The sequence below is a fragment of the Pseudoduganella violacea genome (assembly GCF_014191875.1).
In the GTDB taxonomy this organism is placed as follows: Bacteria; Pseudomonadota; Gammaproteobacteria; order Burkholderiales; family Burkholderiaceae_D; genus Rugamonas; species Rugamonas violacea_A.
The window spans coordinates 129485-145594 of sequence record NZ_JACHXD010000003.1; the positions used below are offsets into that span (position 1 = coordinate 129485).

Annotated in this window: 18 protein-coding genes; 8 read left to right on the top strand and 10 right to left on the bottom strand. The window is 64.4% G+C overall.

Going from position 1 to position 16110, the window contains the following annotated elements; translation table 11 throughout:
- Window positions 1-2: 2 nt before the first annotated feature.
- The 8 genes from FHS03_RS06305 to FHS03_RS06340 all read right to left on the bottom strand — a co-directional run bounded on the left by FHS03_RS06305 (window position 3) and on the right by FHS03_RS06340 (window position 6894).
- Window positions 3-530 carry a hypothetical protein gene (locus FHS03_RS06305; protein WP_183440179.1) on the bottom strand — a complete coding sequence of 176 codons (528 nt, stop codon included), beginning with the start codon at window positions 528-530 and terminating at the stop codon, window positions 3-5.
- The gene (locus tag FHS03_RS06310) at window positions 527-1087 is read right to left on the bottom strand and encodes a hypothetical protein (RefSeq protein ID WP_183440180.1); all 561 of its coding nucleotides are present in this window, start codon (window positions 1085-1087) and stop codon (window positions 527-529) included. The genes FHS03_RS06305 and FHS03_RS06310 overlap by 4 nt, the downstream gene beginning before the upstream one ends.
- On the bottom strand, window positions 1084-1641 hold the full coding sequence (locus FHS03_RS06315; RefSeq protein ID WP_183440181.1) for a hypothetical protein: 558 nt from the start codon (window positions 1639-1641) through the stop codon (window positions 1084-1086). Before FHS03_RS06315 ends, FHS03_RS06310 begins: the two co-directional genes overlap by 4 nt.
- Window positions 1638-2444, bottom strand: a complete 807-nt coding sequence (locus tag FHS03_RS06320; RefSeq protein WP_183440182.1) for a hypothetical protein — start codon at window positions 2442-2444, stop codon at window positions 1638-1640. Before FHS03_RS06320 ends, FHS03_RS06315 begins: the two co-directional genes overlap by 4 nt.
- Window positions 2425-4107 carry a GspE/PulE family protein gene (locus FHS03_RS06325; protein ID WP_183440183.1) on the bottom strand — a complete coding sequence of 561 codons (1683 nt, stop codon included), beginning with the start codon at window positions 4105-4107 and terminating at the stop codon, window positions 2425-2427. Before FHS03_RS06325 ends, FHS03_RS06320 begins: the two co-directional genes overlap by 20 nt.
- Window positions 4104-5294: a type II secretion system F family protein gene (locus tag FHS03_RS06330; protein ID WP_183440184.1), complete on the bottom strand. Its 1191-nt coding sequence runs from the start codon at window positions 5292-5294 to the stop codon at window positions 4104-4106. The genes FHS03_RS06325 and FHS03_RS06330 overlap by 4 nt, the downstream gene beginning before the upstream one ends.
- 13 nt (window positions 5295-5307) lie before the next feature.
- A complete protein-coding gene (gene gspG, locus FHS03_RS06335) occupies window positions 5308-5739 on the bottom strand; it encodes a type II secretion system major pseudopilin GspG (RefSeq protein ID WP_183440185.1) in 432 nt (143 codons plus the stop codon).
- Window positions 5740-5865: 126 nt separating this feature from the next.
- Entirely contained in the window at window positions 5866-6894 is a 1029-nt protein-coding gene (locus FHS03_RS06340; RefSeq protein ID WP_183440186.1) for a M28 family metallopeptidase, read from the bottom strand.
- 22 nt (window positions 6895-6916) lie between these two features.
- Between FHS03_RS06340 and FHS03_RS27910 the strand changes: the two genes are divergently transcribed.
- The gene (locus FHS03_RS27910) at window positions 6917-7231 is read left to right on the top strand and encodes a hypothetical protein (protein WP_221208061.1); all 315 of its coding nucleotides are present in this window, start codon (window positions 6917-6919) and stop codon (window positions 7229-7231) included.
- Between the two features lie 23 nt (window positions 7232-7254).
- Here the strand turns inward: FHS03_RS27910 and FHS03_RS06350 are convergent, their stop codons facing one another.
- Together FHS03_RS06350 and FHS03_RS28510 are read right to left on the bottom strand one after the other, a co-directional pair.
- Window positions 7255-7722: a hypothetical protein gene (locus FHS03_RS06350; protein WP_183440187.1), complete on the bottom strand. Its 468-nt coding sequence runs from the start codon at window positions 7720-7722 to the stop codon at window positions 7255-7257.
- 128 nt (window positions 7723-7850) lie between these two features.
- Window positions 7851-8534: a helix-turn-helix transcriptional regulator gene (locus tag FHS03_RS28510; protein WP_183440188.1), complete on the bottom strand. Its 684-nt coding sequence runs from the start codon at window positions 8532-8534 to the stop codon at window positions 7851-7853.
- A 401-nt stretch (window positions 8535-8935) separates the two neighbouring features.
- Between FHS03_RS28510 and FHS03_RS06360 the strand changes: the two genes are divergently transcribed.
- From FHS03_RS06360 to FHS03_RS06390, 7 genes are all read left to right on the top strand, one after another.
- On the top strand, window positions 8936-10837 hold the full coding sequence (locus FHS03_RS06360) for a TonB-dependent receptor domain-containing protein (protein WP_183440189.1): 1902 nt from the start codon (window positions 8936-8938) through the stop codon (window positions 10835-10837).
- 74 nt (window positions 10838-10911) lie between these two features.
- Window positions 10912-11172 (top strand): hypothetical protein, encoded by a 261-nt coding sequence (locus FHS03_RS06365; RefSeq protein ID WP_183440190.1) that lies wholly within the window; start codon window positions 10912-10914, stop codon window positions 11170-11172.
- Entirely contained in the window at window positions 11169-11474 is a 306-nt protein-coding gene (locus tag FHS03_RS06370) for a hypothetical protein (RefSeq protein WP_183440191.1), read from the top strand. Before FHS03_RS06365 ends, FHS03_RS06370 begins: the two co-directional genes overlap by 4 nt.
- Window positions 11471-13129: a PepSY-associated TM helix domain-containing protein gene (locus FHS03_RS06375; protein ID WP_183440192.1), complete on the top strand. Its 1659-nt coding sequence runs from the start codon at window positions 11471-11473 to the stop codon at window positions 13127-13129. The genes FHS03_RS06370 and FHS03_RS06375 overlap by 4 nt, the downstream gene beginning before the upstream one ends.
- 86 nt (window positions 13130-13215) lie before the next feature.
- Entirely contained in the window at window positions 13216-13404 is a 189-nt protein-coding gene (locus FHS03_RS06380) for a hypothetical protein (RefSeq protein WP_050408363.1), read from the top strand.
- 26 nt (window positions 13405-13430) lie between these two features.
- Entirely contained in the window at window positions 13431-14267 is an 837-nt protein-coding gene (locus FHS03_RS06385; RefSeq protein WP_183440193.1) for a universal stress protein, read from the top strand.
- A gap of 7 nt (window positions 14268-14274) precedes the next feature.
- On the top strand, window positions 14275-16089 hold the full coding sequence (locus tag FHS03_RS06390) for a PHA/PHB synthase family protein (RefSeq protein ID WP_183440194.1): 1815 nt from the start codon (window positions 14275-14277) through the stop codon (window positions 16087-16089).
- Window positions 16090-16110 lie beyond the last annotated feature (21 nt).

Here is a 16110-nt window from a genome sequence, read left to right on the forward strand (position 1 = left end):
CTTCATCGGCTTCCCGTGATTATCAGAGTTTGTTTGCTGGACAGCGGCAGGTAGCTGATGTGCAGCGCATCCTCGCCGACCTGGTCCAGCCGGTACTGCGCATCGATGCTGTCGCCGGCGCGCACCGAAAACATTTCGCTACCCCGGCGCAGATGAATCAGCATCGCGCCCGCCTCGCCCACCACCTCGGTGCGCCCCAGATATTCAAAAGGCAGGGCCGGCGCTTGCGGCGGCGCGGCGGCCTGCATTACCGGCGGCGGCGGTGGCGGCGCCACAGGCGCATCCCAATCGGCGGCGGCAAACAAATTGAAAATGGGAGCAAGGGCATCCGCCGGCCCGGCCTGGGAATTGACGCTTTCCGGCAGCTCCCCTTCCTCGCGCTTGGGCAAGGCGGCGCGCGGCGCCAACCTGGCTTCGGCAAGTTCAGGAACGTCGTCCTGCCGCCGCTGCAGATGGGTCCAGGCGGAAGCGGCCAGCACGAGCGCCAGCGCGCCATACAGCAACAGGCTGCGCAAGGGCGGGCGCTTCATTCCGGCTTCCTGAAGTAGGCGGCGAATTCCAGCTGGGCTTCGACCTGCGCCTCTTCCTTGCTATTGCGGGTGAAACTGACGCGTTCCAGCACGAGATTCGGTGCTTCCCCCAGCACCTGGCGGATGAAAGCGCGCAAGGCTGGGTAAGCGCCTTTCACGGGCAAGCTGATACTGTAGCGCTGCACGCCCTGCCCGCCGCCGGCCTGCAACTGATAGCTGCCCTTGTTGAGCTGCAGGCCGCCCGCTTCCGACGCCGCCTGCATCCGTTCCAGCGTCCCGTTCACGCTGGCCGACGACACCAAGGGCAGGCTCGCGCGCAGCCGTGCCGCCATCAGCGGCTCCGCGCGCGGCCCAGCCGCTGCCTGCTCCGCGCGCAAGGCAGCCACGCTTTGCGTCCGGGCCAGGCTGGCGGCGCGTTCCGTTTCAAGCCGCTGCACTCCCGGCCGAGTGAGACCGAAATGCAGCAAGCCAGCCAGCAGCAAGCCCAGCACGCCAGCGGCAGCGGCCGGGTTCAGGCCGATCAGCCAGTAGTGCACGCGCCATTTCAGTCCTGTCATGGCGCGCCTCCAGCTGCCTGCGGCTGCCGCGCCAGATTGCGCCAGCTGGCGCCGATGGAGAAGCGCAGCGAATGGCGTGGATTCTGGGCATTCACCTCGTGCGAAGCCAGGTAGGCGCCCGCCAGTCCATCGGCCTCTCCCATGCGGCGCGCATAGCCATGCATGGCCGCCGCGTCCAGTGCCTCACCCGATAGAACCAGCTCCCGGCTCTCGCCATCCAGCGACAGGTTGAGCAAGGCCACCTGCGGCGCCGGCACGCTTTCCAGCACGCCGAACAAGGCCTCCCACGGTGCTTCAAGACTCGCCTGGAGGCGCGCCGCTTCCTTCTGGCGCGCCTTGGCATTCTCGTCCACCGAAGCTGCCTGGCGTGGCTGGCCAAGCTGGCGTTCGGCCAATTCCAGCTGCTCTTGTTCCCACTCGGCCTGCCCGCTGCTGTAGGCGGCATAGGCCAGGCCTGCGGCCAGCAAGGCAGCCGCTCCCAGTCCGGCCAGCAAATAGGCGGGTACGTTGCGCCGCATGGGCTGATGCGCAAAATCGATGCCGATTCTTTTCATGCGCCGCTCCCTGCCAGCGCCATGGCCTGGCTCAGGCACGCGCCGCTCGCCGCCAGCCCCCCGTCCGGGCGCATCGGCATCAATGCCTGTCCCAGTTGCGCCAGATCGGGCCGGTGAATTGCGGCGTGCAGCCATACCGGCAAATCGGGAGCTAATCCATGCTGGATTTTTTCACGGTGGATCGCGTCGGCCAGCGTCTGCGGCGTCGGTTCGCACAGGCTGGCGCGTATGCTGCGCCAGCCCTGGCGGCCGAAACCGGCCAGCACCAGCTCTTCGCCCGCCTGCACCGCCAGCACGCCCTCCTGACCATCGACGCGGCCGCGCCAGCGGTTCCAGCAAGCGATGAAGTAGGGCTGCAGCGAGAGCAGACGGCAACCGTTTTGCGCGCACAGCGCGCGCGCGCCCTGCGCAAGCGCAGCCGGCATGGCGCAGGCAAGACGCGATTGGCCGTGGCGTTGCGCTTCGGCCTGCATCTGCCATTCCGCCATTTCGCCATACAGCTCGCCAAAGCGGGCTCCCAACAGAGCGGCATCTTCGGCGGCGCGCAAGGGAATGGCGCTGGGCGGCAGCAAGGCATAGCGCGCATGGCTGTCGGCCAGAATCAGGCGGATGCGCCGGCCGCGCACATCATTCGCACACAGCCAGCGCTCCAGCAATTCCAGCGCGGCAGTGAAGGTAGCCGCGGTGTCGGCATCGCCATGCAAGGTCTCCAGCAGTTGAGGCGCGCCACGCCGCAGCCGCAGGCCGCCGACCTGGGCCCGTCCCAGCACGACGGTCAAGGACTCACTCGGAAAACGTAACACGGTTCACCTCTTCCAGTGTGGTCATGCCGGCGCGCGCCGCATCGAGCGCGGCATCGCGTAGAAAGCGCGTTCCGCCTTTCAGCGCGACCTCCTTGATGGCGCGGATCGGCGCGCGCGCAATGATCAGCTCGCGCAGTTCGTCGTTCATGCGCAGGAATTCGCCAATGGCCTTGCGTCCCTTGTAACCGGTGCCGCGGCAGTGGGCGCAGCCACGGCCGCGCGCCAGCGTGGCGCCGGCTTCCAGCTTGCCCGCCAGACCGCACTCTTCCAGCTCCTGCCGCGAAGGCTCATACGGCGCGCTGCATGCTAGGCAGACCATGCGCATCAGGCGTTGCGCCAGCACGCCATTCAGCGCCGATACGAAACTGTAAATATCCACGCCCATATGCAGGAAACGGCCCAGCACATCGAAGACATTATTGGCGTGCACGCTGGTGAAAACCTGGTGCCCGGTCAAGGCTGACTGGATGGCGATGCGCGCCGTTTCGGGGTCGCGGATTTCGCCGACCAGTATCTTGTCCGGATCGTGGCGCAAAATGGAGCGCAGGCCAAGCGCGAAGCTCAAGCCCTTCTTCTCGTTGACGGGAATTTGCAGGATGCCCGGCAGTTGGTACTCGACCGGATCTTCGATGGTCACGATCTTGTCCTGCCCGCTGTTGATCTCGGTCAGCGCGGCATACAAGGTGGTGGTCTTGCCGCTGCCGGTCGGCCCCGTCACCAGGGTCATGCCATACGGTTCGCGCGCCAGCTGGCGCACCCGCGCCAGGATCGGCGCATCGAAACCCAGGTGGTCGAGGCGCAGGCCCACCATCTGGTCGGCCAGCGCCTCCTTGTCCAGGATGCGCACCACCACGTCCTCGCCGAACAGGCTGGGCATGATGGAGACGCGAAAATCGATCTGCTTGCCCTTGACCTGCAGCTTGAAGCGCCCATCCTGCGGGATGCGGCGCTCGGAGATATCCAGCTCGGACATCACTTTCAGGCGCGACACCACCTGATCGGCCATTTCCAGCCCCGCCACGAACAAGACCTGCGACAGCACGCCGTCGATGCGGTACTTCAGCGCCAGCCCCTTTGCCCCGACCTCGAAGTGCATATCGCTGGCGCCCAGCTTGAGCGCATCGAAGACCGATGAATTGACCAGCTTGACCACCGGGCTGGCGTCCTGCGAAATCGAGGCCAGTGAGAGGTCGCCGCCCGCGCTGGCTACCTGCAGCTCGCCACCGAAGGAAAAACTGCCGTCGATGGCGCGCAGCTTTTCCTCGGCCATGGTGAAGAAAGCGCCCAGATCGCCGGGGTGGGCCAGACACCAGTGCACCGCCCGCCGCACCCTGGCTTCAACCCAGGTCTGCAAGGCGCTGTCGAAAGGATCGGCCGTCACGCACAACAGGCGTTCGCCATCCCAGCCCGCCAGGCATTTGCGCTGCACCGCATCGGCATACGGCAACAGCGCAAAATCAGTGCGCAAGGCGCGCAAGCCGTCCAGGTCCAGGGTTCGCATGCGGAAGGCCGCCCCCAGCTCGGCCAGGCTTTGCGCCGGCGCCAGCCCAAGGCGCTCTTCCAGCAAGGTCCACAGCGTTTGTCCGCTGTCCTGGCGCTCGCGATGCAATTCCGCCAGCATGGCGGGCGTCAGTATGTCGCTTGGGCGGCTCAGGCTAGTCATTGGATGCTGTTCGCCAGTTCGAAGATGGGCAGATACATCAGGATCACGATGCCGCCGATCAGCAGGCCGATAAAGGTCATCAGCGCCGGCTCGAACAGGCGCGAAAACCAGTCCACTTCACGCGCGATTTCCTCGTCGTAAAAGGCGGCGATTCTCTCCATGGTCCCGCCCAGATCGCCGCCGCGCTCGCCCACGATCAGCAGGCGCAGCCCCACCTCGGTCGCCAGTCCATGGCGGCCAAACGCATCGGACAGCCCGCCTCCCTCGCGGATCGCCTGGCGCGCCGCATCCAGGCCGGCACGCAAGGCCGGCTGCTGCAGCAGTTCGCCCGTCATATCGAGCGCCGTCACCAGCGGCACGCCCCCCTTGACCAGCATGGCGACGGTACGCGTAAAGCGCGCCAGCTGATAGGTGCGTATCTGTTCGCCCAAGCGGGGCAAACGCCATAGGGTTCTTTGCGCCGCAGCCGTCACGGCCGGCCGCGTGCAGACATAGACCAGCAGCGCCAGCGTAGCTACCGCTCCCGCCAGCAAGGCCGAACCATGTTCCGTCACCAGCTGGCCCCAGCGCATCAGAAGACGCGACAGGGCCGGCACCTTGTCCTCGCCCAGGTCGGCGTAGACGCGGCCAAAACGCGGCACCACATACGAAAGCAGGAACACGATCACCAGCCCGCCCACAGCAAGCAGCAAGGCGGGATAAATCGAAGCCGAAACGATCTTGTCGCGCACGGCGTTAAGCTGGCGGTAATAAGCCAGGTAGCGGCGCAGCGCCTCCGGCAGCTCGCCGGTCTGCTCGCTGGCGCGCACGGTGGCGACAAACAGCGTGGAAAAGGCATGCGGCATGCTCGCCAAGGCAGCGGAAAACGTCTGCCCCTCGCCCAGCAGCAGCAGGATGCGCTGCAGGCTTTGGCGGCTGTCCGCATCGCGCGCGCGCCTGGCCAGCACCGACAAGGCTTCGATCAGGCCCATGCCCGCATCGAGCAAAGCGAGCAACTCCTGGCCGAACAGCTGGATGCGCAGGCGGCCCCGCGGCGGACGCCGCAGACTCAAGCCGGGACGGCGCAGCGACAGCACCGCATAGCCCTGCTCTCCGGCTTGGCGGCGGGCCTCGGCTTCATCCGGCGCGGCGTACTGCAGATGGCGCACGCCTTCGCGCGGATGGTAGACCTTCAGCTCGAACTGCATGGGCGTGGCACCGTCAATTCAGGATGTCGGCGGCGTCGCCGCTGCCGCCCGGTTTGCCGTCGCGGCCATAGGATTGCAGATCGTAGTCGCTGCGCTGACCCGGGTGGCGGTATACATAGGCATGCCCCCAGGGATCGGGCGGCGCCGGTTTTGAAAGATACGGGCCACTCCAGTTGGCCGCTCCGGACGGTTTGGCCGACAGCGCCGCCAGTCCCTGTTCGGTGCTCGGGTACTCGCCCACGTCCAGGCGATAGGCAATCAGGGCTTTTTGCAGGGAGTCGAGTTGGGCCTTGGCCGCCTTGCTCTCCGACTTGCCGACCGCACTGAAATAATTCGGCGCCACATAACCGACCAGCAGGCCGATGATGACCATGACCACCAGCAGCTCCAGCAAGGTGAAGCCACGCTGGAGCCGCACTGCTCTCACATGAAATCGCTCACGCATCGGAATTGCTTTTTAGACAAAGATAATCCGAGTCTGGAGCAAGGCTGTTTTTTTGCCAACTATCAGTTTTAGCAGTAGCGCAGGGCGGCTTTTATGGGCGAATCAGAATAGGCCAGCCGTCCGAATTCAGGGCTTGGCGTGCGGCTTGGGGTCCTGGTCCACTTTGCGCAGAAAGTCGAAAACGGTTCTGGTGAAAACGGCGGCCGGCGCGAATTCCACCTTATCCCAGGTATCCGTCGTCTTGTGGTAGTCGGGAATGCCCTCGGCCTTGCCGAAGACGCGGTTATTGATGCCGATCTTGCCGAAAGGGCCGGCATCGTAGGAGAAACTGCCTTCGTTCTCCGGCGGGTACTCGTGCGAATACTCGTCGTCATCGTCGTTGACGCCGTTGTAGACCTGCTTGAACCAGGTCTCGGCATAGCGGTCGCGCTGGGCCTGGGAATAGCTGCTCCAGCGCTCGAAACCCCGGCCGATCATATCGATGGAAATCATCAGCACGATATTCTTGTTGGGGAAACCAGGCAGAGGATGGGCGACGTGGTGCATGGAGCCCATCTCCCCCTGCTCTTCCGCGCCATAGGCGACGAACATCAGCGTGCGTTTGTTGCTCCCCTTATCGTGGGCAAACATGCGCGCCAGTTCCAGGGTCGCCGCCAGGCCGGACAGGTCGTCATTGGCGCCCGGGTAGTGGGCGCCGCCCGGCGTGCGGCCCAGATGGTCGCGGTGGGCGCTGACGATGATGATTTCGCGCCCCAGCAGCGGATCGTTGCCGGGAAGGATGCCGATCACATTGCTGGTCGCCATGCGCTTGCCCAGCAGCGGATTGGCCGGATTGCCGTGGCTTTCGCCATCCGGCTGGGAGATGGTGGTGTAAAAACGCTGCAGATAGCCGTCGCTGCCGACCGGCTGCAATCCTATTTCCTGGAACTCCTTGACGAGGATATCGCGCGAGCGGCTATCGCCCGCCGTGCCGGGCAGGCGGCCCTCGTATTCCTCATCGGCCAGCTCTTCGACCAGGTCGCTCATTCTTCGCACGTCCACGGCGGGCGGCGGCTCGTCACGGCGCCTGTCGGCAGCGCTCACATTCAAGGCCAATCCGGAAAGCAGGCCAGCCGCCAGCAGGCCTAGCGCCCCTTGTGGTATCGAAAATTTCATAGAACCCTTTCGTCTTTCACATATGCTGAAAATTATCCAATTGACATCCGAAGACGAACGGTGGGAGGATGAAGGCGGCGCGCCTGCGGAGCGCATCCGCTGCTTCATCCACTGCTTCATCCACATTCTGATCGCCAACCGCGCCAAGATCCTGCGGCACGGCTGCCCGCTAGGCACGTTGAGCGGCGACCTAGCCAAGCTGGACCACTTGTCGCTAGCGGAACTGCAGGCGCGTGTCGCCGACGCCCCCTTTGTGGCATTCAAGGTGGTGGAGGCGGAGATCCTGGAAATATCGCCATCCAGAGCCGACGAGCGCCTTGCCTTCCTGCTGGCCTGAGCCAGCCTCGGCGCCGGGCGCCGCTAGGCGCTCTGGTACAGCCGCCACAGATACGCCAGCAGCAGCACCGCGCCCAAGGCGGCCAGACGCACGATCCAGCCCTGGCGCTGCACGCGGCGCACCTGCTGGCGGCTTTCCACGCGCGCCGCTTCGATCAGCGGCAGATCGTCGGGATGGGCATAGGTCAGGTCGGGCGTGCGGTAGGTTTCCAGTTCGTCGCCGCGCACGCGCGCTTCCAGTTTGTTGGCCAACTCCAGCATCAGCGCCAGAAAGGCCTTGCCCGGATTCTTGGCCCACAACTCGCCGTCCTGCAGGATCATGATTTCGCTGGCACGGCCTTGCAGCGGCCGGTACAGCCGCAGCTCGCCGCCTTCCTGGTGTTCCGCCGCCAGCTTGCCGTCCATGCCCGCCACGGCGGCGTGGATCTCCTCGCGTGAGAGCGGATGCAGTTGTCCATCAATGGTGCGCAGTATGGTGACGTGGTAGCCCATTTTGATTCGCTGTGAAACGATTGAACGATGTCGGCGATTGTAATCAGATTAATATCAGGCTGCAAACGTTCATTACTGTATTACCAATATTCATCTTGCTGCGCTACCAGCCACCGATTGGAGCAAGATCAGATGGGATTGATCAGCTTCAAGTCCATGGCGCGGCTGATCGCATGGCGCGTGCCATACACCTTGAATTTGGACGCCACCTTCTTCAGGTGGAAGTAGACCGTGTGCTGCGAAATGCCGAGGATCTGGCCGATTTCCTGGCTGGTCTTGCCGCTTGCGCTCCACTGCAGGCATTGCCGCTCGCGCGCGGTCAGGCGCGGCACTTCGGCCGGCCAGCTGGCGCGCCAGACGCGGCAAGCCGCCTCGTGCAGGTAGGAGCCCAGCAGGAACAGGTCGGCGGTGGCGCCCTTGTCGGCATCCTGGTGGAAATAGAAGTCGATGCGGCTCCAGCCCAGGTCGCTGCGCGCCGCCATGCTCAGGCCGGATACGATGCCGGCGCCTCGCAGCGACTGGTATACCGGCGCGCCATCCCCGCCGGCGCACAGCGTGGCGGTATCCCATTCCAGCGGAATGCCGGAGGCACCGATGTGGCGGCTGACGGGATCGGCCTCGTCACCGAATTCGGCCATGATATGCGGCGGCAACGAGCCGATCGCTTGGCGCTGGCCAGCCACACTCATCCTGAGCATGAAGCTGCTGGCCGGGAAATGCTGCAATAAGTCCTGCGCAGCGGTCGCCAGGTCGGGCCATTGCTGCGCCCGTAAAAGCAAGGCCAGTTGCGAGCGCGAAGGCCGCAGGTGCATGTCGGTGCCCAGGATAGCTCCCCTTTCTGTATGCAGGTGTCGGAAAACTTCGATTAATTGTAAACATGACAATGCTGTATCACCAAACATTATTTCCACATTGCAAACAACTAGTCACTCTCTATAGCACGATCGTGCGGACATTGCACTGCACCAAAATTATCTTTTCGGTAATTTTGCACCGAAGAGCTTGCTGCATGCCAGTGTTTTTACCCTACGAATTCTGATAGTTCTTTCGGCCTAAATCTTTGTGTCTAAGAAAGAAAAATTGCTGAATTCGTAAATAAATGTTGCGATCGCAAATGCGAATCAGTATCATTTACTTTTTATTCAAAGTAGAAAACGGGTAGAAACTGATGTTTAATAAGAAAATTCTGGCAGTCGCTCTGGCAAGTATTGGCATGCAATCGGCATACGCGGCCGATGCGGCCGGCGTCAACGATATCGACACCGTGCTGGTCACCGCCTCGCTGCAAAAGCACACGGTCGCCTCCGCGCCCGCCTTCGCCACGGTACTGACCACCGAAGACATTGAGAAATCCCCGGTCAACAGCCTGGCCGATCTGCTGCGCGAAACCGTGGGCGTGGCCAATGTCACCGACGACAGCGGCCGCGACCAGATCTCCATCCGCGGCCTGGATGGCAAATACACGCTGATGCTGGTCAACGGCAAGCGCGTCTCCTCCACCGGCGCCCTGTGGCGCGGCAGCGATTTCGACTTCAACGCCATCCCGCTGAGCAGCATCAAGCGCGTGGAAATCGTGCGCGGCCCGATGGCCGCCCTGTACGGTTCCGACGCCATCGGCGGCGTGGTCAACATCATCACCAAAACCCCGACCAAGGATTGGAAAGGCAGCGTCACCGGCGAATACCGCCAGATCGCTTCCGGCGAAAAAGGCAATCAGCACAAACTGAGCGCGAACGTCTCGGGCGCCATCAACGACGCGCTGAGCCTGTCGCTGAACGGCGAGATCTACGACCGCGACCCATGGTTCGCGCCAGGCGCCAACCCGTCGCTCCAGTCGCCCGCGCTGGAAGAAAAGAAATCGCATAACTTCGTCGGCAGCGCCACCTGGAAACTGGCGGAGAACCAGAGCCTGGACTTCGACCTGGCCTATGCCAACGACAAGCGTCCTTACGGCGTCTATTACTACTACTTCGACCCGGCCAGCAAATACGAGGCGCGCGATCTGCGCGCGCAGGAAGCCAAGCGCACCACCTTCGGCGTGACCCATAAGGGCAGCTGGGACTGGGGCAGCACGCACGCTTACCTGAGCCGCGAAACCACCAAGATCGAGGACTTCAACACCCGCTACAACGCGCCCCAACAGCGCAACCTGAAGGAAGAGAACACCTACGCCAAGTTCTACGCCAACGTCAGCCTGGGCATCAATGCGCTGGCCGCCGGCGTCGACCTGCGCCGCCAGGAAATCAAGGATGCGGTCAGCTTCGTCAAGACCGGCAAGGCCAAGATCGACAGCTCGGCCCTGTTCTTGGAAGATGAAATCACCCTGAGCGACAGCCTGCGCCTGACCCTGTCCGGCCGCGCCGACCATAACGACAGCTTCGGCAACCACTTCTCGCCGAAGGGCTACCTGACCTACGCGCTGGACAAGGACATCACCATCAAGGGTGGCGTGAGCAAGGCCTTCAAGGCACCGGAAGCCTACCAGACCAATGCCGAATACGGCATCATCAGCTGCGGCGGCAACTGCATGTTGTACGGTAATCCAGCGCTGGAACCGGAAACCAGCACTAACTATGAAGGCGGCATCGAGATCCGCAAGAAAACCTGGGGCGCCAGCGCCGTGGTGTTCAAGAACGATGTCGACGACATGATCCTGGCCGCCTACGATCCGGTCGTCAAAATGCGCCGTTGGACCAATATCAACAAAGCCAAGACCAGCGGCCTGGAACTGCAAGGCGATGTGCAGCTGCATCCGCAATTCTCGGTCAGCGCCAACTACACCCACCTGAACGCCGACGCGGTCGACAACACGGGCAAGAAAACCCAGATCGACAGCCGCCCGAAAAACACGGCCCACGTCAGCTTCGATTGGAAACCGCTGCCTTGGCTGACCAGCTCCCTGTCCAGCAACTACATCGGCAAACAGTTCTATGAGCAGCACGAGCTGCCGAGCTACACCCGCACCGACCTGGCGCTGTCGGCCAAGGTGGACAAGGTGGTGCTGCGCTTTGGCGTGAAAAACCTGGGCAATGTGAACCTGGACAAGAAGGATAAAAACTTCCAAAGCAATGAACTGGGCCGCAACTACTACGCCAGCGCGACTTATAACTTCTAAGTCCCGCAGCTAGCGGTTTTTCGACCGATGCGCTCATGCCCTCTTGCGGGGCATGGGCGCTTACCGTTTCTACTATGGCTATCCTCTTTTACGTATTGACGCTGCTGGGCTGCGCCCTGCTCTATCTGAGCCACCGCCACCAGGCCTGGCTGCGCGCGCCGCTGCGCGCCCTGCCGGCCCGCCTGGGCGGCGCGGCCCTGCTCTTGCTGGCCCTGCCCTGCGGCCTGCATTTCCTCGGTGCCGCCACCACGGTCTTCGTCTGGCTGGTGCTGCAGATGCTGGCCTTCGGCCTGTTCCCGTTTATCGCCCTGCTGCTGAGGAGGACCGAAGCATGAGCGGCAAAAGCAAAAACCCGATCCGCGCCGACTGGTGGAGCAAGACGCTGGCCGGCTGCATCCTCGGTTGGACCCTGGCGCTGGCCGTGGCGGGCATCTTCGCCTGGGCCGGTCCCGGCGGTGCCGATGCGCCGAATAAGACCCAGTTCGTGATGTGGATGATCGCGCCCGTGTGGATGCTGGTCTTCAGTCTGAGCTATCTGTTCCGCAGCGGCGCGCGCGCCCTGCTCTGGCTGGGCGCGGCCAATGCGCTGGCCTATGCCCTTCTTTTCTCTCTGCGTGGAGTACCGGCCTTCTCATGAAAATCCGCAGCGATATCCTCCGTATTTATCAAAGCCTGCATACCTGGGCCGGCCTCGGCGCCGGCATGCTGCTGTTCATCGGCTTCTTCGCCGGCGCGCTCACCATGTTCAAGGAACCGCTGGACCGCTGGGCCAGCAGTCCCCCCACAGTACACAGCAGCCAGTCCGCCGCCACCGACGAAGCCAGCCTGGATAAGCTGGTGGCCCAGGTGCTGGACCAGTATCCCGCCGCGCGCAGCGAATTCACCCTGCATCTGGAACGCAACGAATACGCCAGCTCGCCCATCAGTTGGAGCGCCGGCGAAGGCGGGCGCGAACTCGATCTGTCGGCGCGGCGCTGGGACGCGGCGCTCGACGCGTCCGGCCAGATGCAGGTGCGGCAAGCCTTGCCGACGCAACTGGCGCAGCTGATCGACATGCTGCACCGGACCGGTGGCATTCCCGGCTCGGTGGGCGGCGAATACCTCGGCATTTATCTGATGGGCGTGGCCGCCGTGCTGTACTTCCTGGCCCTGGTGTCCGGCCTGATCCTGCTCTTGCCCACGCTGGTCAAGGACTTCTTCGCCCTGCGCGCGGGCAAGAACCGCAAGCGCTTCTGGCTCGACGCCCACAATATCGTCGGCATCACCAGCCTGCCCTTCCATATCGTGATCAGCGTGACGGTGATCGTGTTCGCCTTCCACGACCAGTTCTACGACAGCCTGGCGCATGTGGTGTACGAAGGCCGCCCGATGTTCGGCGCGGCGCCCGGCAAAAAACCCGTGGTGCGCCCGCTGACTGAGATGCTGCCGCCCACCACGCTGCTGCGCAAGGTGCGCGACACGGCGCCCGACGCCGAGGTGACGGAAGTCCTGTTCATGGGCCTGGACAGTCCGCGTCCCATGGTGCGCGCGGCGGTGGCCGACGCCCGCCATCTGGTGGCAGGTCCGACAACCGGCTTCGTGATGATCGATCCCTACACCGGCAAGACCGATACCGATATGCTGCCCGGTAAAGAAGATTTTTGGAGCAGCCTGGTCACGCCCTTCTTTGCCCTCCACTTCGGCAACTACGGCGGCAATCTGACGCGCTGGATCTACTTCGCGCTCGGCCTGGGCGGCGCCTTCCTCTTCTATACCGGCAATCTGCTGTGGGTGGAAAAACGGCGCAAGAATCAGTTGCGCGGCGGCGCCCTGCCGCAGCAAACGCGCGCCACCGCGCTGATGGCCAGCGCCACCCTCGGCGTCTGCCTCGGCAGCGTGGCCGGCAGCGCCTTCGCCATTGCCGCCGCCAAGTGGCTGCATGCCTGGGTGGCCAACGCGAACTCGGCTTGCGTGACGGTGTATTACACGGTCTTCCTGGCCAGCGTGGCCTGGGCCTTCTGGCGCGGTGCGGCGCTCGCTGCGCCGCAGTTGCTGCTTGTGTGCGCGCTGGCCGCTTTCGCCATTCCGCTCGCCACGCTGGCGGGCTGGCTGCTGCCGCAGGCCGGCCTGTGGACGCATGCCAGCGGCGCCGCGCTCGGCGTCGACCTGAGCGGCCTGGCGCTGGGCCTGGTGCTGCTGTATGGCGCCAGGCTGAGCGCGCGCCGCCTGCGCCATGGTCCGGCCGACAGCGTCTGGTCGGCGCCGCCGCACGCACACGCGGAGGAATTGCACAAGCTGGCACGACAAGAGTAGGATTTGACCTGGATCAAAGTTATTGTCGGCCCATCGGATCAGACTGATGCTCATCAGGAACTTACTTTGTCATCAAGGAGGGTTTTATGAGCATCAATCAAGGACTGGTCGACCGCTGCGTGCATATTCTGATGATTGCGGGACTGCTGATAGCGACCGGCATGGTGTATTTCGGCATCGCCGGCTGGATTGTGCTGATTCCGGCGCTGGCGGGCCTGACCGGCCTAGGCCGCGCGCTGCTGCCGTCCGCCGCACAGGCCCGGCGCTACGGCTGAACCCCGCGCCAAACAGGAGGAAGATCATGTTCAAGACTATCGTATTGCATGTAGACGCCTCGCCCCACTTCAATGCGCGCATGGCCCTGGCCGCGCGCATGGCGCAGGACTTCGAGGCCCACCTGGTCGGCTGCGCCGTCACCGGCCTGTCGCTGCGCGATTTCGTATTCCTGGCCTGCTCCAACCGCAGTGCCGTGCCCAGCGGCGAGTATGAACAAATGCGCGAAGCGCCGCGCATCCATCTGCAGCAATTCACCCAGCAAGCTGAAAGCCTGGGCGTCGATTCCTACGAATCGCGCATGGTCGACGAGGACGCGGTGCAAGCCTTGCAGCTGCAGGCGCGCTACGCCGACCTGCTGGTGGTGGGACGAGGCGATCCCGATTCGCGCGGCCTGCGCGGCACGGCCAGGCTGCCCGAGGAGCTGGCCCTGCACAGCACCCGCCCGGTGCTGGTGGTGCCGGACGGTTACCACCGCGAAGGCGGCATCGGCAAGATCACCATCGGCTGGAACGCCAGCATGGAAGCCACGCGCGCCGTGCAGACCGCCTTGCCGCTGCTGCGCCGCGCATCCAAGGTGCAAGTGGCCGTCATCAATCCCGACGAAATGCCGGACCGCCATGGCGAACAGCCGGGCGCGGACCTGGCCCTGTATCTGGCGCGGCATGGCGTGCAGATCGACGTGGTGCAGATCGAAACCGCGCAGACCACGGCCGGCGCCCTGCTCGACCTGGCGCGCAGCAGCGGTTCCGACCTGCTGGTGGCCGGCGCACGCGGCCATAGCCGCTACCGCGAATGGGCTTTGGGCGGCGTCACCCGCGACCTGCTCGACCAGGCCACACTACCGCTGCTGCTGGCCCACTGAGGCCGTCATGACGCGGCGCTCGCTCTCGGCCAGTTTCAGCCTGCAGCGCCAGGGCAGCGGCTGGCAGGGAGGGCGGCAGCACAGCTATCCGGAAAGCGGCAACGACAACGCCGCCGCAGCCGACCTGCTGCTGAATGCCGCGCTGGCGCGCTGGACCGCCTCGGTATCGCCTGCCGCCATGGCCGTGGCCTATGCCGACTGGCTATGCCATCTGGCGCTGTCGCCGTCCAAACAGCAGCACTTGCTGCTGCAGGCGGCCGACAGCGGCCAGCGCTGGCTGCATTATGTGGAGCAGGCGCTGCGCCCCGGCCTGCCAGGCGAGCCGCAACCGGCCATCGAACCCCTGGCCCAGGATCGGCGCTTCGAGGAGGCGGCCTGGCAGCGCTGGCCTTTCAACGCCATCTCGCAAGGCTTTCTGTTGCAGCAGCAATGGTGGCACCGCGCCACCAGCGGCGTGCGCGGCGTGTCGCGCCACCATGGCGAGGTGGTGACGTTCACCGTGCGCCAGATGCTGGACTGGCTGGCGCCCTCCAACTTCATCGCCACCAATCCCGTGGTGCTGGACGCCGTGCTGCAAAGCGGCGGCGCCTGCCTGCTGAACGGCGCGCAAAAAGCCGCGGCCGATATCTGGCGCGGCATTGTCGGCACCAACGCCGGCGCCAATGCGGATGCGCCGCCGGCTTATGCGCCGGGCCGCAATCTGGCGCTCACGCCGGGAACGGTGGTGCTGCGCAACCATCTGATCGAGTTGATACGCTATGCGCCCGCCACACCCAAGGTTCACGCGGCGCCGCTGCTGATCGTGCCGGCCTGGATCATGAAGTACTACATCCTCGACCTGTCGCCGCACAACTCGCTGGTGCGCTACCTGGTCGAGCAGGGACATACGGTTTATATCATTTCATGGCGCAATCCCGATGCCGAGGACCGCGAGCTGTCGATGGAGGATTATCGCCAGCAGGGCGTGATGGCGGCGCTGGATGCGATCACGGCGCAAAGCGGCGCGCGCCGCATCAACGCCGCCGGCTACTGCCTGGGCGGCACGCTGCTGGCGATTGCCGCGGCGGCCATGGCGCGCGACGGCGACACCCGCTTGGCCAGCGTGACCCTGCTGGCGGCCCAGGTGGACTTTACCGAGCCGGGCGAGCTGTCGCTGTTCGTCGACGAGAGCGAAGTCAGCTTCCTGGAAGCGGGCATGTGGGAGCGCGGCTACCTGGACACGCGCCAGATGGCGGGCGCCTTCCAGCTGCTGCGCTCCAACGATTTGATCTGGTCGCGCCGTCTGCGCGAGTACCTGCTCAACCTGCCCACCATCGACAGCGATCTGATGGCCTGGAACGCCGACGCCACGCGCATGCCCTACCGCATGCACAGCGAATACCTGCGCAACCTCTTCCTGCGCAACGACCTGGCCAATGGCCGCTACCAGGCCGGCGGCCGGGCCGTGGCACTGACCGATATCGAAACGCCCTTCTTCGCCGTCGGCACCTTGAGCGACCATGTAGCACCGTGGCGTTCGGTGTACAAGCTGCTGTTGCTGGCCGATGCCGACGTCACCTTCCTGCTCACCTCGGGCGGCCATAACGCGGGCGTGGTGTCGCCGCCCGGCGAAACGGGACGGGTCTACCAGATCGCCACCCACTACGAGGACACGGCGTATATCGATCCGGACAGCTGGCATGCCTGCGTCGAGCAGCACGATGGCTCGTGGTGGCCCGCCTGGGCCGAATGGCTGGCGCGCCAGGCCGGCCCGCTGGGCGATCCGCCGCCGCCCGGACCGATGCTGGGCGAAGCGCCCGGTACTTATATCTTCCAGCGTTAGCACCGGGGACAGACCCCATTT